An 18,238-nucleotide genomic window follows, 5' to 3' on the forward strand; every position below is an offset into this window, starting at 1 on the left:
CGACCCCGGTGAGGGCACGGCAGCACGCCTAGATCGTCAAGTGGGCCTGCACCGTGGGTCCGTAGCGGTCCACGATGGTGTCGATCGGGGTCGCCCGGAGCCTGGTGCCGCGGGCGATGCCGTACATGACGCCGAGGCCCAGGACGGTCGCCACGGCGAGTTCGGCGCGCAGGGACGCGTCGGGGCCGGTGAGGCGTTCGGCGAGGCGGTCGACCACGTGGGCGCGGAAGTTGACGCGCAGGATGTCGCCGTGGTCGCCCTGCAGGGGCGCGAACACGATCCGCAGCAGCGGGTCGGCGCCCCGCTCGCGCTGGCTGACCAGGACGTGCCGGACCATGTGGCGGCCGAGTCCGTCGAGCGGTGCGTCCAGCAGGTCCTCCGCGTCGGCCTCGAAGGACATGACGCGGGCGAAGAGCGCGTCCTTGTTGCCGAAGTACTTCAGGATCAACGGGGCGCTGACACCGGCGCGTTCGGCCACTGCCTTGAGGGTGATGTCGGCGTGCGCGTTGCGCGCGAGGAGGTAGCGGGCGGCCTTCAGGATGGCCGTCTTGGTCGCCCCGGCGTCCCGGCGTGCGGGCGCGGACGCGGTCGGTGGAGTGGTGCTCACGGCACTCATGCTCCCTCCAACGCCTCGTCCCGCGCGCCCTCGGCACGGCCCCGGCCGGGTCGCGCGTCGTCAGGAGCGGGGTCGCCCGGGATGGTCAGTGCCGCAGCGCTCGCGACCAGGGCGATCACGCCCGCGATGCCGAACGCCATCAGGTATCCGTGCAGCGTGGGCAGCTCAAGCCCGCCGACGAGGCTGGTGTGGTGCACCAGGACGGCGGCCACCACGGCGCTGGAGACGGCCTGGCCGATGGTGCGCATCAGGACGTTGACGCCGTTCGCGGACGCGGTCTGGCCGGCCGGAACGGCGCGCAGGATGAGGGTGGGCAGCGCCGAGTAGGCGAAGGTGGTGCCGGTGGCCACGACCGTCGCGCCCAGGATGATCGTCCACAGGTCACGGCTGTCGGCGATGCGCACCACATAGCCGAGCGCGATGATCGCGGCCCCGAGGGCAAGCGTGATGCGCGGGCCGCGGGCCGCCGAGATCCGGGCCGAGACCGGCGAGAGCAGCAGCATGGTGATGCCGCCGGGCAGCAGGCACAGGCCGGTCTGGACGATGGACAGTCCGAGCCCGTACCCGGTGGCCTTGGGCGCCTGTACCAGTTGGGCGGTGACCAGGGAGTTGGCGTAGAACGCGAAGCCGGTCAGCAGGGCGGCCACATGCGACAGGCCGACCCGGGGCCGGGACACCAACCGCAGGTCCACCAGCGGCTGTTCGACGCGCAGTTGCTGCCACCACCACAGGCCGAACACGACGACCGTGGCGAGGAACAGCCCCAGGACCCGCGGACTCCCCCACCCCCACTGACCGCCCTGGGACACCCCGAGGAGGAGACTCACCAGTCCTACGGCCAGTCCGACCGTGCCGAGCACGTCGAAGCGGCCCGGCTCGCGGACGGGCGACTCGCGCACCGCCCACCAGATCCCCCACACGCCGATCGCGCCGAGAGCGCTGGTCGCCCAGAACATGACGTGCCAGTTGGCGTACTGGACGATCAGCGCGGCGAGCGGCAGTCCGAGCGCGGCGCCGATGCCGACCGTGGAGCTCATCAGCGCCACCGCGCTGCCCCGGCGCTCCGGCGGCAGCTCGTCCCGCAGGATGCTGATCGACAGGGGGACGACGGCGGCCGCGGCCCCCTGCAGGGCGCGGGCGGTGATCAGTACCCGGATGTCGGAGGACAGGGCGCACATGACCGAGCCGAAGGTCATCAGGCTCAGCGCGCCGATCAGGACCCGCCGCTTGCCGTACATGTCGCCGGCCCGGCCGAGCACGGGGGTGAGGACGGCGCCGGAGAGCAGGGTCGCGGTGACCATCCAGGAGACGGCGCCCGCGGAGGAGTGGGTCAGCCGGGGCAGGGACGGCAGCAGCGGGACGACCACGGTCTGCATGACCGCCATGAGGATCCCGCCGAACGCCAGCACCGGCACGGTGAGCCGGTCCCGCACAGGGGTCCGCCCGGCGGTGGTGCCGGGCGGGTCGGGTATCGGGAGGGGCTGGCCCATGCGCACTCCAGCTTGCGTGAAAAAATAAGGTGAATGGCTATTCACCCTACCCGGTGAATAGCCATTCACCCAATGCCCTACTTGCGGGCCGCGAGCGCCCGCGCGTGCACGGTCCGGGCGACCTTGGGACCGAGCCAGCGCTTGAACCGGCGCAGCGCCTCCAGCCGTCCCGCCGCCTTGTCGAGGCCGTAGTAGACCTGCGGCGGGACGTACGGCAGCAGGGGCGAGTGGCGCTGGCCGAGCAGCGCGAACATGCGGTGCGGGGGCAGGTGGATGTAGCGCTGGAGGTTCTCGTACCACTGGGCGCTGTAGCGGGCCGCGCTCTGGATGGACAACAGGGCGGTTCTACGGCGCTGTTCGTAGGCGGCGAGGGCCTGCGGGAGTTCACTGTGGTCGCGCAGGGCGTCGGCGAGGGCGATGGCGTCCTCCAGGGCGAGGGTGGTGCCGGCGCCGATGGAGTAGTGGGTGGTGTGGGCGGCGTCGCCGAGCAGGACGAGGTTGTCGCGGTGCCAGGTGCGGTTGGTGAGGGTGCGGAAGTTGAGCCACTGGGCGCTGCCGTCGGACGAGGCGCGGCCGATCAGGGAGTGGCCGTCGAGGAGGTCGGCGAAGAGCTTCTCCAGCAGGGCGAGTCCGTCGGCCTCGGCCGCGGTGTCGAGGCCGAGGCCGGTCCAGGTCTCGGGGGCGCACTCGATGACGCAGGTGCTGCCCTCGGGGCCGAACGCGTAGCCGTAGCACCAGATCCAGCCGTGGTCGCTCTCCACGAAGGCGAAGGTGAAGGAGCCGAAGACCTTGCTGGTGCCGAGCCAGATGTACTGGTTGCGGCCGGGCGTGAGCTCGGAGCCGAAGTGGTCGGCGTGGCGGTTGCGCAGCGCGCTGTTGACGCCGTCGGCGGCCACGATCAGATCCGCGTCGGGCAGGTCGTCCGCCGTGACCTCGCACTCGAACTCCAGTTGTACGCCGAGGGATCGGGCCCGTTCGGCGAGGATCTTGAGGAGCCGGTGGCGGCCGATGCCGTGACCCTCGTCCCCGGGTTGACTGGTCGTCAGGTCCCGGATGCGGGCGACGCCGTCGCTCCAGCGCACCGAGTGTTCGTCCACGGCCCGCGCCGACTCGGGGTCGTACTCCCGGAGTTGGTCGAGCAGTCCACGCCAGTACGTCACGCCCCAGCCGTAGGTCGAGCCCTCGGCGTTGCGCTCGTAGACGGTGATGTCGTGGGACGGGTCCTGACGCTTCAGCAGGATCGAGAGATACAGACCGGCGGGCCCGCCTCCGACACAGGCGACCTTCACGCGCACACCCCTGGGTATTACTCAAAGTGGTCAAGTGGAACCGCAGAGTAGCAGTCCGAGGGCATGAAGATGTCCCGTCGCCCTCGGGGCCGACGGGACACGTCAAAGGAGGCCGGGGCTCAGGCCTCGGCCGTGGCGCACTCCGGGTGGCCCCAGCCCTTGGGGTTCTTGCTGATGGGCTCGCCGGCCGCGTAGGCACGGCCGCACAGGCAGCGGCCGGGGAACTTGGCCTTGATCGTGCGGGAGGCCGAACCGCCGCTCTTGCGGGGCGACTTGGCGGCGGCGGAGCGGGCGGGCTTCTTCGGGGTGTCGGGCGAGGGGGGCGGTTCCGGGGAGCCGAGGTCGCTGCCCGCGGGCTCCTGGACGACGGCCGCCTGGCTGGCCGCGCGGTCCGCGAAGTCGTTCAGGGGATCGCCGTCGACCTGGTGGGCGGGGACGTAACGGAACTCCACGGAACGGCCGTCGAGCAGTTCGTCGATGCGGACGACCAGGTCCTGGTTGGCGACCGGCTTGCCGCCTGAGGTCTTCCAGCCGTTGCGCTTCCAGCCCGGCAGCCAGGTGGTGACCGCCTTCATGGCGTACTGCGAGTCCATGCGGATCTCCAGCGGTACGTCCGGTGCGGTCGCCGTCAACAGGCGCTCCAGCGCGGTGAGTTCGGCGACGTTGTTGGTGGCCTTGCCGAGCGGCCCCGCCTCCCAGCGGGCCGGGCTCTCCTTGTCGTCCGACACGACCCAGGCCCAGGCGGCCGGCCCGGGATTGCCTTTCGAAGCCCCGTCGCACGCGGCCACCACACGTTCACGCATGCGCCCGATCATGCCATGGCCGTGCCCCCGGGCACGCGCCGCCCCGTACGGCCGAAGCCCCGGCCGGCCGCCCCGCGGACACGTGCGGCCCGGCGACGGCCCCTGTCCGAGGATCCCGCCCGTCCCCCCTCTACGCTGCGCGCATGACCTCGCGACAAGAGCAATGGGCCCGGGTGCGCCGCCACTTGTGGCGGCCTCCGCGTCCGCACGGCGAGCAGCCGCGCGAGCGGGTGGTCGGGCCGCTGGAGCTCTTCTACGACCTGGTCGTGGTCGTGCTGGTCGCGCAGGCCGCCCATCATCTGTCCGGGGAACTGGACTGGCACGGACTGGGCCTGTTCGCCGCGGTGTTCGCGCTGGTGTGGATCGCCTGGCTCAACGGCAGCCTGCACCACGAACTGCACGGGCACGAGGACGCGCGCGGCCGGAGCATGTTCCTGCTGCAGATCCTGGTGCTCGTCCCGCTGGGTGCGTTCATCCCCGAGGCGGGCGACGCGCGCGGCACCGCGTTCGCCGTGGACGCGGGGGTGCTGTTCGCGGTCCTGGCGCTGTTGTGGCTGCTCGCCTCACGCGGTGACACGCCCGAATTCCGGCGCCCCAGCGTGCTGTACGTGTCGGGCACGGCGTCCTGCGCGGTCGTCCTGGCGGCGAGCGCCGCCCTGCCCGCGGACGCCCGCGTGCTGACGTGGGGCGTGCTGGCGGTCGTCTATCTGGCGGGGTTCGTGTTCATCATCGGGAGGGCGATTCCGGAGCGGGTGGTCGCGCTCAGCGTGACCGACGCGCTCACGGAACGGTTCGGGCTGTTCATCATCATCGTGCTCGGCGAGAACGTGACCGGAGTGGTCGACGGACTGGCCCACGAGCCGACCAACGCGCTCACCCTGGCGGTCGGACTGGTCGCCGTGGTCGTCGGATTCGGCGCGTGGTGGACGTACTTCGACTTCGCGGGGCACCGGCTGCCGAGGGCCACGCGTGCGAGCGCCCTGACGTGGATGGTGGTGCATCTGCCGATCACGGCCGCGGTGGCCGCCATGGGCGCCGCGATGGTCGGCCTCGTCGAGCACGCCCACGACAGCCGGACGCCTGCGGCAACGGCCTGGGTGCTCTGCGGGGGCGCGGCCGTGGTGCTCTGCGCGACGATGGTGCTCGCGGCGTCCCTGCGGCACTGGGACGAGAACCTCGGGCTCTATCGACCCTTGGCCCGCACCTGTGCCGCCATGGCCGTCCTGTGCGTGGGCGTCGGCGCCCTGCGCCCGGCTCCGCTCGTCCTCGGCCTGGCGCTCGTCGTGCTCTTCGGCATTCCCTGGGGAGTCGCCGTGGCCAACCGCGTGGCCCACTACGAGGAAGCACCGGCCACCTGACCGCACACCGGCGTCAGGGCGTCGAGGGCCGCGTCTCGGTCCAGTCGACCATCAGCCGGCGTTCGGCGAAGTACCAGTCGCCGTCCTGCTTGCTGAACTCGTCGAGGTAGCGGATCGAGGCGATCATCAGCGTGCGCCGCCCGGACTCGTCGACCCCGATGTGATGGGCCAGGCAGTAGCTCTCGCCCGTCGCCCGGTCGCCGTCCAGCGTGATGGTGCTCTGGCCGTTGAAGTGGGTGGTGGCCCGGTAGGTGTTGAGGTTGTCGAACACCGGGGCCAGGGACTCGCGCCCGTGCAGGGTCTGCGTCGGCTCGGCGGCCGTGGCGTCCATGAACACCAGGAACCGCGTGTCCTCGGTGAACAGGCTCATCTGGCCCTTGGCGTCCCGCCGGTCCGCGCAGTGCGCGTAGGCGTCGATCAGCTCGCGGATCGCCAGTCGGTCGGCGGCTTCCCGGGGGGAGATCTCGGTGTGCGAGGCCATGGCCGTTCCTTTCGCCGCACTATTTGACATGTGTATAACATCACTCCCCATGGCAGAGTGCAACGCGATGGCAGAGTGCGACACGCACCCCTGGAGGGCGGAGCGCTGAACCAGCGGATCGATCCACGCATCACCCGCACGACCCGTGCCTTCGAGGAGGCCATCGTCGACCTGGCCGGCCGCCGGCCCGTCTCACAGATCACGATCGGCGATCTGGCCGACCGCGCCGGGGTCACCCGCGCCACGTTCTACAACCGCTACAGCTCCCCGCTGGACCTGCTCATCCACGTGCTCTCCGCCGACCTCGAACGCGGCCACCGCCGGGAGGCCGAGCTCCGTGCGCGGGGCGGACACTCGACCCAGGAACTGCTGCGGATGTCCACGGCGGAGGTCGGCGACCACGTCGAGCGACACCTGGCGATCTACCGGCACGCCCTCGGCGACCCCGCCGACAGCGGTGTCTACGACGCGCTCGTGCGCCACTTCAGCGACTACGCCCTGACGTTCATGGCCGACGGCGACCACCCGGGGCTGCCCGAGGCCAACCGTCGGATGATCGCCCAGTTCATGGCACACGGCTTCGCGGGAGCCATCAGGGCATGGCTGAAGGACCCGTCCGTCACGAAGGACGACATGGTCGACGCGGCCGTGGCCTGCGCCCCCGCCTGGTGGGCGGCCGACGGCCGGTGACGCGCGGCGTCCTCGGTCAGACGTCGGTCATCCGCGGCATCTCCCCCTGGGTCGTGGTCATGTCGATCACCGAGAACAAGGCGCCCTGCGGATCGCTCAGGGCCGCGAACCGCCCGAAGGGGCTGTCCATGGGGCCGAAGCGGAGGACGCCGCCGAGCTTGGTGGCCCTGGCGACGGCGTCGTCGCAGTTGTCGACGGAGAAGTACACGTTGACGTACGACGGCACCTCGGGCGGGAACTCGTCGCCCATCTCCATCCGGCCCAGGACCGTGTTCTCGCCGACGTTGTAGACGCGGTAGTCCACGCCGGGGTCGTCCATCCCCTGCGCCGAGTACGGGAAGACCGCCGGGAAGAACCCGTCCGCCTTCGCGGGCTCGCGGGTGAAGACCTCGGCCCAGGCGTAGGCGCCGGGTACGCCCGCGGCCTCGAAGCCCTCGTGCGTGCCGCCCTGCCACACGCCGAAGACCGCGCCGCTGGGCTCACTGGCCAGGCACATCGTGCCGAAGTCGCCGACCTGCATCGGCTCCATCAGCACCTGGCCGCCGTTCTCGCGGATCTTCGCCGCGGTGGCCGTCGCGTCCGGTGACGCGAGATACAGGCACCACTGCGACTGACCCTCCTGTCCGGGCATCGGCGGTACGACGGCCGCCACGGCCTTTCCGTCGACGTAGGCCTGCGTGTAGTTGCCGTACTCCGACGACGCGTCGCCGAAGGTCCAGCCGAGGACGTCGCCGTAGAAACTCTTGGCTCCCTCGACGTCGCCGAACATCGCGTCGGCCCAACAGGGGGTTCCCTCAGGTTGTACGGCCATGGCTGCGGCCCTCTCCGGTAGATCGGGGTGTCCAGGTCGGGTTGTCCCGAATTCTCACGCTAGTCACCCGGGGAGCGGGACGCGCGCCGAACGCCGGAGCCCACGGGATTTCACGCGAGGGAGGCGTGTCCCGCGCCCCTGCGCTGCGCCGGCAGGCCGACCGATCCGGTCACTCGGGCGTCTTCCTCCTGACGCCCGGCTGTGCTTGCCTGAGGGGCCGTTTTCCGGTGCCCGGGGCGGGAGTTGCCGTATGCGGAAGCCATGGATCGTGGGTGTGGTGCTGGCCGGAGTGCTGCTCGGCGCGTGCACGGACCCGGCGTCCGGGCCCCAGGTCGCGCCGCCCACCCCCTCCGTGCCCACCCCCTCCGTGCGCGGCGCCGCGCCACGACAGGCGCCGGCCTCGCCGAGCGGTGTTCCGGTGGTGAGGTCGGCGCCCCGTGTGCTGTATCTCGGGGACTCCCTCGCCATGGAGAGCCAGAAGGTACTCGGGCGGGAACTGCGCGGAACGCTGAACGCGACGTACACGAGCGCCCCGCACTCGGGGACCACGCCGTGCGACTACCTGGAGGGCACCGGGAAGGGGTCGCTGGTTCCGGACGGGGACAAGGCGGCCGTCCTGGTGCGTGCGCTGCGTCCGGACTTCGTGGTGCTCCAGTTCTGGGGCAACGCCTGGGGTTACACGCCCTGCATGGACGGGATCACGTACGGCGCCGACCGGGAGACGTACGTCGACCGGTACACGGCCGACCTCAGGAAGCTGACCGCGCAGATCGCGGCGGCCGGGGGTGCCCAACGGCCCACGATCGTCTGGGTGTTGCAGGGCCCCGACCCGATCACCCCGGAGCGGGTCAAGACCGTGAACGCGCTCTACCAGTCACAGGCCAGGTCGGCGGGCGACCTCGTAGCCGATGCCGGCCGGACCGTGAGCCCGGCCGGCGCCCGCTACACCTGGACCCAGTACCTCCCCTGCACCGCCTACGAACGCGCCCACCCCGACTACTGCACCCAGCCGGCCGGCGACCGCACCGCCCTGCACCTCGACACGGACTATCTGCACTTCTGCCTGGCGCCGACGACCTCGACGCCCAGGCCGTGCCCGGTCCCCTCCCCCGGCATTCTGCGGATCGCCCGGGAGATCACCCGGGTGATCGGCGCCCGGGCCCCAACTCCGTCTCGATCAGCCGGTTGAGGTGCCGGCGCGCGTCCTGCGTGCTCAACGGCGGTGCCTGGCGCAGCCGTTGCAGGGCGAGGCCGTCGGCGAGGGCGGCGAAACGGACCGTGAAGCCGTCGAGGTCGTCGGAGCCGAACTCGCCGTCGGCGACGCCCCGTTCGGCCAGCGCGCGGATCTGCTGGTGCCAGCTCTCGTAGCGCCGGGCCTGTCCGCCGCTGAAGGCCTCGTCCGTGCCCTGCTCGCCCGCGTTCCAGTAGTCGAACCACATCCGCCAGTGCCGGTCGGTGTCCTCGGTGAACAGCGCGTCGACGAGCAGCCGCAGCGCCTCGGCCCCGCTCGTCGCCTGCTCGGCGGCCTCGCTCAACTCGGCGTAGTAGCGCTCGATGTGGAGCACCATCGCCTCGGAGAGGATCTCCTGCACACTGCCGAAGTGGTACGTGACGGTACCGACGGAGACCCCGGCGGCGGCGGCCACGTCCCGCACGCCGACCGAGGCGTAGCCGCGTTCCGCTATCAACGGGACGGCCGCCTCGACGATGAGCCGGCGGCGCACCTCGGTGGGCTGCCGGGTGCGGTCGGCGGCGGCGACGGCACGGCGGGGGGACTTCGCGGCCGGCTGGGGCTGCTTGGCGGCCGTCATCCCGACGTCCTCGGGGTGGTGCGGTGCCATGCGCGCTTGGCCACTGTCTCTCCGTTCGCCCGTGCTTCGACGCGACTGTCCATGACGAAGTCCGCGGCCGTGGCGCGCAGCTCCGTCCGCGTCATGATCTCAGCGTCGTAGTCGTCCCCGCGCCGCAACCGGATCCGCCACTCCGACACGGCGTGCGCCGACAGCGGATCGTCACCGCGGACGCGGTACGTCTCCCGCGCGCTCTCCTCGTAGCGCAGCCCGTCCGGATACGTGCGCGAGCCCCCGTAGTTGGGGTCGACCTCCAGCGTCCACTCCCCCTTGGCGACATCGTGCGTGACGAGCCGCTCGGGTGCCGGGTCGGCGGGCCGGTCGTAGGTCACGTCCAGCGGGATCGCCTGTTCGGGTTCCTCGAAGCGGATCGACGGCTCCGATCCCCTTGCGCGCACGGGCAGTTGTACGGCGCTCTCGGCCGGGACGACCCGCAACTCGCCGCGCTCGCCGTGCGGCCAGACCCACGGCCAGTAGGTGTCGGAGACGGCGAGCCGGATGCGGTGGCCGGGCGGGATCGCGTAGCCGATGCCGGTCAGCTCGAACTCGACGTCCTCGTACGTCCCCGGTGTCCACTCGACGGCCCGGTCCCGGCCGTGCCGGCTCAGCAGGTTGAGCACGCCACGGGTGACGAGCGTGGACGAGCCGTCCGGGGCGACGTCGCACAGCCGGGCGACGACATGGGCGCGCGGGGTGGCGCTGTCGAGGCGGAGCCGGACGCGCGGGCGGCCGAGGATCTCGACGCGTGCGGTGAGCGGTTCGGAGTCGAAGCACACCGAACGGCCGTCCTCCTCCCGCTGGTCCGGCGGCAGGTCGCTCGCGTTGCCGAAGGGGAAGAAGCGCCCGGCGTCGAGACCGGTGTGCTGCGGGGACCGCACGACGACGGGGTCACCGCTCGTACCGAGGGGACGCGAGTCCCAACTGACTGCCGGACTGGGCCACTTGACGTCGCCCACCCAACGTCCGGGCAGCACGTCGTACGACGTCGCCGGCGGGACCGGGTCGGTGATCCAGGCCCGCAGCACGGGCTCCTCCATCGCTCCCGTGTCGATGCCCTTGAGGTGCTGGTCCCACCAGCGCAGGGTCTCCTGGAGGAAGCCGATCGCCGGGCCGGGCGGCAGTCCCCGGTCGGGGTACTGGTGCGACCAGGGGCCGACGATCCCCCGGACGCGGTCCGCGGGCAGGTGCTCGACGAGCCGCAACACGGTGTCCCGGTAGGGGTCGTTCCAGCCTCCGACCGCGAGGACGGCCGCGTCGATCGCGGTGTAGTCCTCGCAGACGCTGCCGTGCTTCCAGTAGGCGTCGCGCTGTTGGTGGTCGAGCCAGGTGTGCAGGAAGGGTTCGAGGCCGTCGAGGCGTTCGCGCCACATCGGCAGCCAGCGGTCCGCGCCGACGCTCGCCGGGTCCGGCGGGCGGGACGCGAAGGCGAGCATGGTGCCGGCCCAGGCGAGCATGTCGATACCGAGGACGGCGCCGCCCGTGTAGTGGACGTCGTTGTCGTAACGGTCGTCGGTCGAGCAGACGGTGACGATCGCCTTGAGCGGTTCGGGCGCGAGGGCGGCGATCTGGAGGGCGTTGAAGCCGCCCCAGGAGATGCCGAACATCCCGACCTTGCCCGTGCACCAGGCTTGGGCGGCAAGCCAGTTGACGACGTCGACCCCGTCCGCGAGTTCCTGCGCGTCGTACTCGTCGCCGGGCAGACCCTCGCTGTCGCCGTGGCCCCGGACGTCGACGCGCACGGAGGCGTAGCCGTGGCCCGCGTACCAGGGGTGACGCTGGGCGTCCCGGGGCGCGGTCCAGTCGCTCTTGCGGTACGGGAGGTATTCGAGCAGCGCGGGCACCGGCTCCGACTCGGCGTCGTCGGGCCGCCAGACGCGGGCGTGCAGCCGGGTCCTTCCGTCCCGGGTGGGGATCCAGACGTCCTCGCGGACGACCCGGCGCTCGAACTGCTCGCGGTACCTCACGAAACTCCTTCCGCCACAGGGGCGTTGAGGGGACGCCAGCGTCGGACGCGGTGGCCGTCGTCGCCCTGGTCGGTCCAGATGTCGTCGCCGTCCGCCGCGTCGGCCCAGTCGGCGGTGTCGTCGACGTAGGGCTGTGCGTCGGGGTCGGGTTCGAGGGCGGCTGCCATGAGTTGGCGGGTGTAGGGGTGCCGGGGGTCGGCGAACACGGCCTCCGTCGGGCCCTCTTCGACGACAACCCCGTGGCGCAGTACGACCACTCGGTCCGCGATGCCCCGTACGACGGCCAGGTCGTGGCTGATGAACAGGCAGGCCAGGTCGCGCTCGCGCCGGAGGTCGTCGAGGAGGCGGAGTACGTCGGCCTGGACCGACACGTCCAGGGCGGTGGTGATCTCGTCGGCGATCAGGACGTCCGGCTCGCCCGCCAACGCCCTTGCGATACCGATGCGTTGACGCTGACCGCCGGAGAGCTGTGCGGGCAGCCGGTCGGCGAGGGCGGGATCGAGGCGCACGTCGGCGATGAGCTGCCGGGCTCGCTCGGCCGCCTCCGTGCGGTCGGGCACCGTGCCGAAGAACCGCAGCGGGTGGCGGACCGCGTCGCCCACGGAGCGGCGGGGGTTGAGCGAGGTGTCCGCGTTCTGGAAGACGAGCTGCACCCGGCGGCGCAGGGACAGGGGGCGTTGCCGCGCCGGGCGGGCGAGGTCGCCGTCCGCGTGGCGCATCGTGCCGCCGGACGGGGTGCGCAGTCCGGCCAGGGTCCAGGCGAGGGTGGACTTGCCGCTGCCCGACTCGCCCACCAGGGCGAGGACTTCACCACGCCGGACGTCGAAGGAGACACCGTGCACGGCACGGGTGCTGCCGTAGTCGATGGTCACGTCCTGCGCGGACACGGCCACCGGAGCGTCGGCGGGCACCTCCGCCCTAGGCCTGACCTCCCGCTCCCCCGCCTCGCCGACGACCGCGAGCCCCGCGTCGTCGAGGCGCGGCACGCTCGCCAACAGGCGTGTGGTGTACGGGTCTTGGGGCCGGGCGAACAACTGCCGGGTGGGCGCCGATTCGACCACCCGGCCGGACCGCAGCACGGTCACCTCGTCGGCCATGTGCGCGACGACCCCGAGGTCGTGGCTCACCAGCACGGCGGCGAGGCCGAGTTCGTCGCGCAGGGCGGCGATCAGGTCGAGGACGCTGCGCTGGGTGACGACGTCGAGGCCGGTCGTCGGTTCGTCGAGGACCAGGACCTTGGGGCGGGCCGCGATGGCCATGGCGATGGCGACGCGCTGCTGCTGGCCGCCGGACAGCTCGTGCGGATAGCGGCGGGCCAGCTCCGCCGGGCGCGGCAGCCGGACCTGTTCGAGGAGTTCCACGACGGGCACGTCACCGCCCGCCTCGGCGATCTGCCGTCCGATGCGCATGGAGGGGGTCAGGGCGTGGCCGGCGTTCTGGCCGACCATCGCGACCGTGCCGCCGCGCAGTCGTCGCAACTCCCGTGCGGGCAGGGCGAAGACGTCGTCGCCGGACACCTGGACGGAGCCCCCGGTGATTCGCGATCCGTGGCGCAGATGCCCGAGGAGGGTCGCGGCGACGGTCGACTTGCCGCTGCCGGACTCACCGACCAGCGCGTGCGTCCGTCCCTCGGCGACGTCCAGCGACACCTCGTGCACGACGGGCACGTCCCGGCCGCCCGAACGGTAGGCCACGGACAGGGAGTTGACGGAAACGATCGAGGCCATCAGGAGCCCTCCCTGATCCGGTCGACGCCCCACGCCTTGGACAGGCCGTCGGCCGCGAGGTTGAGCCCGACCACGAGCGTGGCCAGGGCGATGATGGGAGCGAGGCTCGCCATCGGGACGACGGTGATGGCGGTGCGGTTCTCGGCAACCATCAGGCCCCAGTCCGGAGTCGGCGGGTCGGCGCCGAAGCCGAGGAAGGACAGCGAGGAGATCAGCAGGACCACCCAGGAGGCCCGCATCGCGAACTCCACGCACACCACGTCCGTGATGTTCGGCAGGATCTCCCGGCGCAGGATCGACCAGGTGCTCTCCCCGCGGGCGCGGGCCGCGGTCACGTAGTCGGCGGGGACGACCGCGAGGGCGGCGCCGCGCACGACACGGACGACCTGCGGGACGTAGACGATCGCGACGGCCAGGACGATGACCGCCGGGCCGGTACCGAGGGCGGTGACCACGACAAGCAGGGCCAGGACCGAGGGGATGGACAGGATCGCGTCCAGGACCCGGCCGAGCACGTCGTCGAACCAGCCGCCGCGCAGTGCCGCCGCGCAGCCGATGACCGTGCCGAGGGCGACGGTCAGCAGGGTGGCGGCGACGGAGACGCCGAGGGCGTACCGGCCGCCGTAGAGGACGCGGGCGAGGACGTCGCGGCCGTACTGGTCGGTGCCGGCCCAGTGCGACCAACTCGGGCCGAGGAGTGCGTGGTTGGCGTCGTTCGCGATGGGGTCGTACGAAGTGAGGAGGGGCGCGAGCAGGGCGATCAGGACGTGAACGGCGACGATCGCGAGGCCGACGATCGCCGTGCGGGAGGTGCTCAGGGTGCGCCAGGCGCGGGTACCGCGTGCGGCCATGGTCGGTGCGGTGGCGAGCGTGGTCATCGGGTCCTCCCTCGGGTGCGGAGCCTGGGGTTGAGGGCCATGGTGGCCAGGTCGGCGGCGAGGTTGCAGACGACGTAGACGACCGCGCTGATCAGGGCGATGGCCTGGATGGTGGGCAGGTCGCGGTTCTGCACGGAGGAGAGCATCAGCTTGCCGATGCCCGGGTAGTTGAAGACGTTCTCGACCACCGCGACCCCGCCGACCAGCCACGCCACGTTGAGCGCGATGACGTGCAGGGTGGGCAACAGGGCGCTCGGCAGGGCGTGTCGGGTGACGACCCGCCAGGTGGAGAGACCCTTGAGGCGGGCGGTGGTGACGTACTCGGTGGCCATCACGTCGATGACCGAGGTGCGGGCCATGCGGACGATGTACGCGGCCATCACCACGGCGAGCGCGAGCGCGGGAAGCCATACGGCGGGCAGGAGTTGGCCTACGGTGGCGTCCGGGCCGTAGAGGACGACGGCGGGGAACCACGGGAGCGCGACCGAGAAGCACAGGACCAGGACGGTGGCGACGACGAACTCGGGGACGCTCATGCCGACCAGGCTGACGGTGGAGATCAGGTGGTCGGGCCAGCGGTCGCGGTAGAGGCCCGCGAGGATGCCGAGGACGATCGAGCCGGTGACCGCGAAGAGGACCGTGATGACCGCGATCAGGGCGGAGTTGCCGAGGTACATGGACACTTCGCCGCCCACCGCCTTGCCGGAGACGAGGGAGGTGCCGAAGTCGCCGTGCAGGGCGCCGCCCACCCAGTCGACGTACCGCTCCCAGGCGGGCTTGTCGAGTTTCAGCTTCTCCCGCAGGGCGGCCACGGCGTCCGGGGTCGCGTCCTTGCCGAGGATCTGGGTGGCGACGTCGCCGGGCAGGGCCTGGACGGCGAGGAAGACCAGGATGGAGGAGAGGAAGAGGGTGCCGACTGCGGCCGCTATGCGGCGGGTTATGAAGGAGAGCATGGTCAGGCTCCCTTCAGGCCGATGCCCAGATAGTCGAACTCGAAGCCGTGCTCGGCGTATCCGCGCACCTTGCGGGAGATGCCGACGAGCCGGTCGGCGAACATCGGGGTCATCGCCCCGCCCTTCTCGATCACCAACGTCTGTGCCTCGCCGTAGAGTTCGCGCCGTTTGGTGTCGTCGATCTCGGCGCGGGCCCGGTCGAGAACCGCGTCGAACTCCTTGTCGGACCAGGCGGTCTCGTTGTAGGAGGAGCCGCTGCGGAAGATCTGGGTGAAGAGCTGGTCGACTGGCCGGCCGGTGAACCAGTAGGTGGCCATCAGCGGCTTCTTCATCCAGATCTGCGTGTAGTAGGAGTCCGCGGAGGCCGTCTTGACCTTGATGCGGATGCCGGCTCGTTTCGCCGAGTCCTGGTAGGCGAGCGCCATCGGCGTGAACAGCGGGTCGTAGGACGAGGTGTAGAGGTCCATCGCCAGGCCCTCGTGGCCCGCCTGCTTGAGCAGGTACTTCGCCTGTTCCGGATCGTGCTTGGGGTGCGCGGTGATGTGTGCGGGGTCGCTCGACGGCACGGGGTTGTCCCAGCCGGCGGTGCCCGCACCCTGAAGGGCGACCTTGACCACGTGCTCGGGGTCGTAGGCGAGCTTCATCGCCTGGCGGACGCGGACGTCGGTGAAGGGCTTCTCGGTGGTGAGCATCGGGAGGACGTACCACTGGGCGTTCTTCACGCGGGCGATGGTCGCGCGGTCCGAGGCGGCGACCACACGGGCGGTCGCGAAGTCGAGGTTGGTCTGGGAGAGCAGGTCAACTTGCCCTGCCAGCAAGGCGTTTGAGCGGGCCGACATGTCGGCGACCGAGTAGAAGGCGATCGCGTCGAGGACGGGGCGGCCCGCCCAGTGGTCGGCGTAGGCGGTGACACGGCCGGGGCCCGCCGGTGCGAACGACTCCAGCTTGAAGGGGCCGGTGCCGATGCCGGTGCGGCCGATCGACTTCGCGCTGCCGTCGGGGATGACATAGCAGTTGTAGTGCGTCAGCAGGCTCGGGAACTCGGCGTTCGGCGTCTTGAGGGGGACGACGAGGGTGTGGGCGTCGGGTGTGCCCAACTTCGCCGGGTCGATGAGCGGGGCGAGGACCGCGGCCTGCGGGGACGCCGTCGCCTTGTCGAGGATGTGGCGGAGCGTGTAGGCGGCGTCGGCGGAGGTGAAGGCGCGGCCGTTGTGGAAGGCGACGCCCTTGCGGAGGCGGAAGGTCCAGGTGCGGGCCTTGGCGTCGGTCTCCCAGGACTCGGCGAGGTCGGGGGCGAGGTCGCCGTCCGGGCCGATGCGGACGAGCCGGTTGTACAGGGCGCCCAGGTACTCGTACGCGGACAGCGAGCTGGCCGGGTCGAGGGTCTCGGCGTCGGAGGCGGGCGGCCGGGCGATGCGCAGGGTGCCGCCGCGGTCGGGGGCGCCCTTCGCGGCGGCGGCCGGCAGGACGGGGGCGGCCTCCGCCCCGGCACAGCCGGTCAGCAGCCAGGACCCGCCGAGTGCCGCCGCCGAGGCGAGGCCCGCGGTGAGCACCGACCGGCGGCCCGGGTGGTGGATGTCGGACATGTACCGACCGTCCTTGTCGCTATTCGTTCAGCTATTCGTTCAGCGGAACGATTGAGTGAAGTGCGTGAACGATAACGAGGGGATGGTTTCCCGCCAACCCTTTGGAGGCGGAAATTAACGTCCGAAACGCACTGGTTACCGGGCTGCGTCGCGCAGGGGTTGCCGGTACGGCCCGTGCGATCGCTCAGCCGGTGATCTCGCGGGCCCAGGGCAGCAGCGCCCGCTCCGCGAGGACGACGGCGTAGAAGAGCAGCACGCTCATGGCGCTGAGCAGGGCCATCGCGGCGAACGCGAGGGGGGTGTCGGCGTTGCCGCCGGAGGCCACGATGACGTAGCCGAGGCCCTGGTCGCCGCCCGCGAACTCGCCGACAACCGCGCCGACGACGGCCAGGGTGACGCCCAGGCGCAGGCCGACGAAGACCTGGGGCAGGGCCCAGGGGATGCGGAGCTTGCGGTAGGTCTGCCAGCGGGACGCGGTGAGCGAGTGGGCCAGCTCGGTCAGCTCCAGCGGGACCGAGGACAGCCCGGCCATCGTCGAGACGACCACGGGGAACCAGGCGAGCAGGGCCACCATGAACACCTTCGGGGCCGTCCCGAAGCCGAGCCAGACCACGAGGAGCGGTGCCACCGCGATCTTCGGTACGGCGTTGACGGCGACCAGGAGCGGCATGACCGCGCGCTCCACGCCCCGGGACGCGGTGAGCAGCACGGCGGTCGCCAGTCCCGCGCCGACCGCAAGCCCGAAGCCGACGGCCGTCTCGGTGAACGTCTGCCAGCTCTGCCGGAGCAGATAGCCGGGCAGCCGGCCGAAGGCGTGGACGACGTCGGGCGGCGACGGCAGCAGGAACGGCCGGATGTCGAAGGCGACGGTGATCAGCCACCACCCCGCCAGCGCACCCGCGGCCGCGAGGACCGGCGGTCCCGCCGACAGGACGCGTCTCACGCCGGGGGCCTGCGGCCGATGGTCGAGTAGGTGAAGTGGCCGCGCACCACGAGCCGCGGGTCGGTGACCAGCCGGTCCAGCTCGTCGAGTTGGGCCTCCGTCATGCCTGCCGCGAGGAACTCCTCCCGGGTCTGCGCGATGTTCCCGGCGATGAGCAGCGCGCCCGCGGTGCCGCCCGGCCAGGACCGGGAGTGGATCACGGTGTCCACGTCGGTCAGGCCCGCCTCCAGCATGGCGGCGGGCACCCGGCCCGCCCAGGTGGGGTCGTTGCCGTGGGCGGGCAGGACGCGTTCGACGAGCAACTCGTGGTAGCGGTCGACCAGTTGGGCGGCCTGCGGGGTGGGGGCCGCGAGGACCAGCTTGCGGAAGGTCGTCTCGAAGTCCTCCACCACCAGTGCGCCACCGGGTGCGAGCGCCGCCGCGAGCCTCCGGAGCACGGTCTCCCGTCCGGGCAGGTGCAGGAGCACCAGCCGGGCGTGGATCACGTCCCAGGGGCCGTCGGGCACCGGTTCGTTCTCCAAGTCGTGCACGAGCACGTCGTACGGCGGACTCGGCGGCAGATGACGGGTGTTGACGTCGGTGGCCAGCACCCGTCCCGTCGGTCCCGTCGCGCGGGCGAGCCAGTCGGCGATGCTGCCGCCCCCGGCACCGGTCTCCAGACAGCGCAGGCCGGTCAGGTCGCCGAGGGAGGACAGTCGCGAGATCGTGAACTCGTCGAGGATCGCGGGGAGTTGGCCGTGCCGGTCGGCGGCTTCCGGGTGGTCGTTGTCGAAGACGTACGAGAGGGGGGTCTCCATGT

The 18,238-nt window shown here is 71.6% G+C and carries 17 protein-coding genes; 3 read left to right on the plus strand and 14 right to left on the minus strand.

The genetic code is table 11. From position 1 onward, the window contains the following. Positions 1-28: 28 nt before the first annotated feature. From OG223_RS05635 to OG223_RS05650, 4 genes are all read right to left on the minus strand, one after another. Positions 29-616 (minus strand): TetR/AcrR family transcriptional regulator, encoded by a 588-nt coding sequence (locus OG223_RS05635; protein WP_329243239.1) that lies wholly within the window; start codon positions 614-616, stop codon positions 29-31. Continuing rightward, positions 613-2,106 (minus strand): MFS transporter, encoded by a 1,494-nt coding sequence (locus OG223_RS05640; RefSeq protein WP_329243242.1) that lies wholly within the window; start codon positions 2,104-2,106, stop codon positions 613-615. Before OG223_RS05640 ends, OG223_RS05635 begins: the two co-directional genes overlap by 4 nt. A gap of 77 nt (positions 2,107-2,183) precedes the next feature. Then, positions 2,184-3,395: an FAD-dependent monooxygenase gene (locus OG223_RS05645; protein WP_329243245.1), complete on the minus strand. Its 1,212-nt coding sequence runs from the start codon at positions 3,393-3,395 to the stop codon at positions 2,184-2,186. A 119-nt stretch (positions 3,396-3,514) separates the two neighbouring features. Beyond that, the gene (locus OG223_RS05650) at positions 3,515-4,210 is read right to left on the minus strand and encodes a ribonuclease H family protein (protein WP_329243247.1); all 696 of its coding nucleotides are present in this window, start codon (positions 4,208-4,210) and stop codon (positions 3,515-3,517) included. Between the two features lie 131 nt (positions 4,211-4,341). Here OG223_RS05650 and OG223_RS05655 point away from each other — a divergent pair, with 131 nt between their 5' ends. Further along, positions 4,342-5,556: a low temperature requirement protein A gene (locus OG223_RS05655; RefSeq protein ID WP_329243250.1), complete on the plus strand. Its 1,215-nt coding sequence runs from the start codon at positions 4,342-4,344 to the stop codon at positions 5,554-5,556. A gap of 13 nt (positions 5,557-5,569) precedes the next feature. Here the strand turns inward: OG223_RS05655 and OG223_RS05660 are convergent, their stop codons facing one another. Beyond that, on the minus strand, positions 5,570-6,037 hold the full coding sequence (locus OG223_RS05660; protein ID WP_329243253.1) for a nuclear transport factor 2 family protein: 468 nt from the start codon (positions 6,035-6,037) through the stop codon (positions 5,570-5,572). 75 nt (positions 6,038-6,112) lie between these two features. On the opposite strand from OG223_RS05660, the gene OG223_RS05665 reads away from it, so the two are divergent. Continuing rightward, on the plus strand, positions 6,113-6,727 hold the full coding sequence (locus OG223_RS05665) for a TetR/AcrR family transcriptional regulator (protein ID WP_329243256.1): 615 nt from the start codon (positions 6,113-6,115) through the stop codon (positions 6,725-6,727). Positions 6,728-6,743: 16 nt separating this feature from the next. Here the strand turns inward: OG223_RS05665 and OG223_RS05670 are convergent, their stop codons facing one another. Then, complete coding sequence (locus tag OG223_RS05670; RefSeq protein WP_329243259.1) at positions 6,744-7,538, minus strand: VOC family protein; 795 nt, start codon at positions 7,536-7,538, stop codon at positions 6,744-6,746. Positions 7,539-7,788: 250 nt separating this feature from the next. On the opposite strand from OG223_RS05670, the gene OG223_RS05675 reads away from it, so the two are divergent. Next, positions 7,789-8,727: an SGNH/GDSL hydrolase family protein gene (locus tag OG223_RS05675; protein ID WP_329243261.1), complete on the plus strand. Its 939-nt coding sequence runs from the start codon at positions 7,789-7,791 to the stop codon at positions 8,725-8,727. Here OG223_RS05675 and OG223_RS05680 read toward each other — a convergent pair. The 8 genes from OG223_RS05680 to OG223_RS05715 form a co-directional block, all read right to left on the minus strand. Continuing rightward, positions 8,675-9,349, minus strand: coding sequence for a TetR/AcrR family transcriptional regulator (locus tag OG223_RS05680; RefSeq protein WP_329243264.1), 675 nt, complete (start codon positions 9,347-9,349; stop codon positions 8,675-8,677). The two genes, OG223_RS05675 and OG223_RS05680, sit on opposite strands and share 53 nt — an antisense overlap. Then, complete coding sequence (locus OG223_RS05685) at positions 9,346-11,352, minus strand: CocE/NonD family hydrolase (RefSeq protein ID WP_329243268.1); 2,007 nt, start codon at positions 11,350-11,352, stop codon at positions 9,346-9,348. The genes OG223_RS05680 and OG223_RS05685 overlap by 4 nt, the downstream gene beginning before the upstream one ends. Further along, complete coding sequence (locus tag OG223_RS05690; RefSeq protein ID WP_329243271.1) at positions 11,349-13,079, minus strand: ABC transporter ATP-binding protein; 1,731 nt, start codon at positions 13,077-13,079, stop codon at positions 11,349-11,351. The genes OG223_RS05685 and OG223_RS05690 overlap by 4 nt, the downstream gene beginning before the upstream one ends. Then, a complete protein-coding gene (locus tag OG223_RS05695; RefSeq protein WP_329243273.1) occupies positions 13,079-13,957 on the minus strand; it encodes an ABC transporter permease in 879 nt (292 codons plus the stop codon). Before OG223_RS05695 ends, OG223_RS05690 begins: the two co-directional genes overlap by 1 nt. Beyond that, positions 13,954-14,910, minus strand: coding sequence for an ABC transporter permease (locus OG223_RS05700; RefSeq protein WP_329243276.1), 957 nt, complete (start codon positions 14,908-14,910; stop codon positions 13,954-13,956). The genes OG223_RS05695 and OG223_RS05700 overlap by 4 nt, the downstream gene beginning before the upstream one ends. Positions 14,911-14,912: 2 nt before the next feature. After that, complete coding sequence (locus OG223_RS05705; protein ID WP_329243278.1) at positions 14,913-16,496, minus strand: ABC transporter substrate-binding protein; 1,584 nt, start codon at positions 16,494-16,496, stop codon at positions 14,913-14,915. A gap of 184 nt (positions 16,497-16,680) precedes the next feature. After that, positions 16,681-17,439 carry an ABC transporter permease gene (locus OG223_RS05710; RefSeq protein ID WP_329243281.1) on the minus strand — a complete coding sequence of 253 codons (759 nt, stop codon included), beginning with the start codon at positions 17,437-17,439 and terminating at the stop codon, positions 16,681-16,683. Continuing rightward, positions 17,436-18,236 carry a class I SAM-dependent methyltransferase gene (locus OG223_RS05715; RefSeq protein ID WP_329243283.1) on the minus strand — a complete coding sequence of 267 codons (801 nt, stop codon included), beginning with the start codon at positions 18,234-18,236 and terminating at the stop codon, positions 17,436-17,438. The genes OG223_RS05710 and OG223_RS05715 overlap by 4 nt, the downstream gene beginning before the upstream one ends. Between the last annotated feature and the right edge of the window lie 2 nt (positions 18,237-18,238).

Source organism: Streptomyces sp. NBC_01478, assembly GCF_036227225.1.
GTDB lineage: Bacteria > Actinomycetota > Actinomycetes > Streptomycetales > Streptomycetaceae > Streptomyces.

Excerpts from the sequence above, each read along its gene's own strand:
- OG223_RS05705 (WP_329243278.1), bottom strand. The coding sequence starts at position 16,496 with ATGTCCGACATCCACCACCCGGGCCGCCGGTCGGTGCTCACCGCGGGC.
- OG223_RS05635 (WP_329243239.1), bottom strand. The coding sequence starts at position 616 with ATGAGTGCCGTGAGCACCACTCCACCGACCGCGTCCGCGCCCGCACGC.
- OG223_RS05670 (WP_329243259.1), bottom strand. The coding sequence starts at position 7,538 with ATGGCCGTACAACCTGAGGGAACCCCCTGTTGGGCCGACGCGATGTTC.
- OG223_RS05650 (WP_329243247.1), bottom strand. The coding sequence starts at position 4,210 with ATGATCGGGCGCATGCGTGAACGTGTGGTGGCCGCGTGCGACGGGGCT.
- OG223_RS05675 (WP_329243261.1), top strand. The coding sequence starts at position 7,789 with ATGCGGAAGCCATGGATCGTGGGTGTGGTGCTGGCCGGAGTGCTGCTC.
- OG223_RS05690 (WP_329243271.1), bottom strand. The coding sequence starts at position 13,079 with ATGGCCTCGATCGTTTCCGTCAACTCCCTGTCCGTGGCCTACCGTTCG.
- OG223_RS05655 (WP_329243250.1), top strand. The coding sequence starts at position 4,342 with ATGACCTCGCGACAAGAGCAATGGGCCCGGGTGCGCCGCCACTTGTGG.
- OG223_RS05715 (WP_329243283.1), bottom strand. The coding sequence starts at position 18,236 with ATGGAGACCCCCCTCTCGTACGTCTTCGACAACGACCACCCGGAAGCC.
- OG223_RS05695 (WP_329243273.1), bottom strand. The coding sequence starts at position 13,957 with ATGACCACGCTCGCCACCGCACCGACCATGGCCGCACGCGGTACCCGC.
- OG223_RS05660 (WP_329243253.1), bottom strand. The coding sequence starts at position 6,037 with ATGGCCTCGCACACCGAGATCTCCCCCCGGGAAGCCGCCGACCGACTG.
- OG223_RS05700 (WP_329243276.1), bottom strand. The coding sequence starts at position 14,910 with ATGCTCTCCTTCATAACCCGCCGCATAGCGGCCGCAGTCGGCACCCTC.
- OG223_RS05680 (WP_329243264.1), bottom strand. The coding sequence starts at position 9,349 with ATGACGGCCGCCAAGCAGCCCCAGCCGGCCGCGAAGTCCCCCCGCCGT.
- OG223_RS05640 (WP_329243242.1), bottom strand. The coding sequence starts at position 2,106 with ATGGGCCAGCCCCTCCCGATACCCGACCCGCCCGGCACCACCGCCGGG.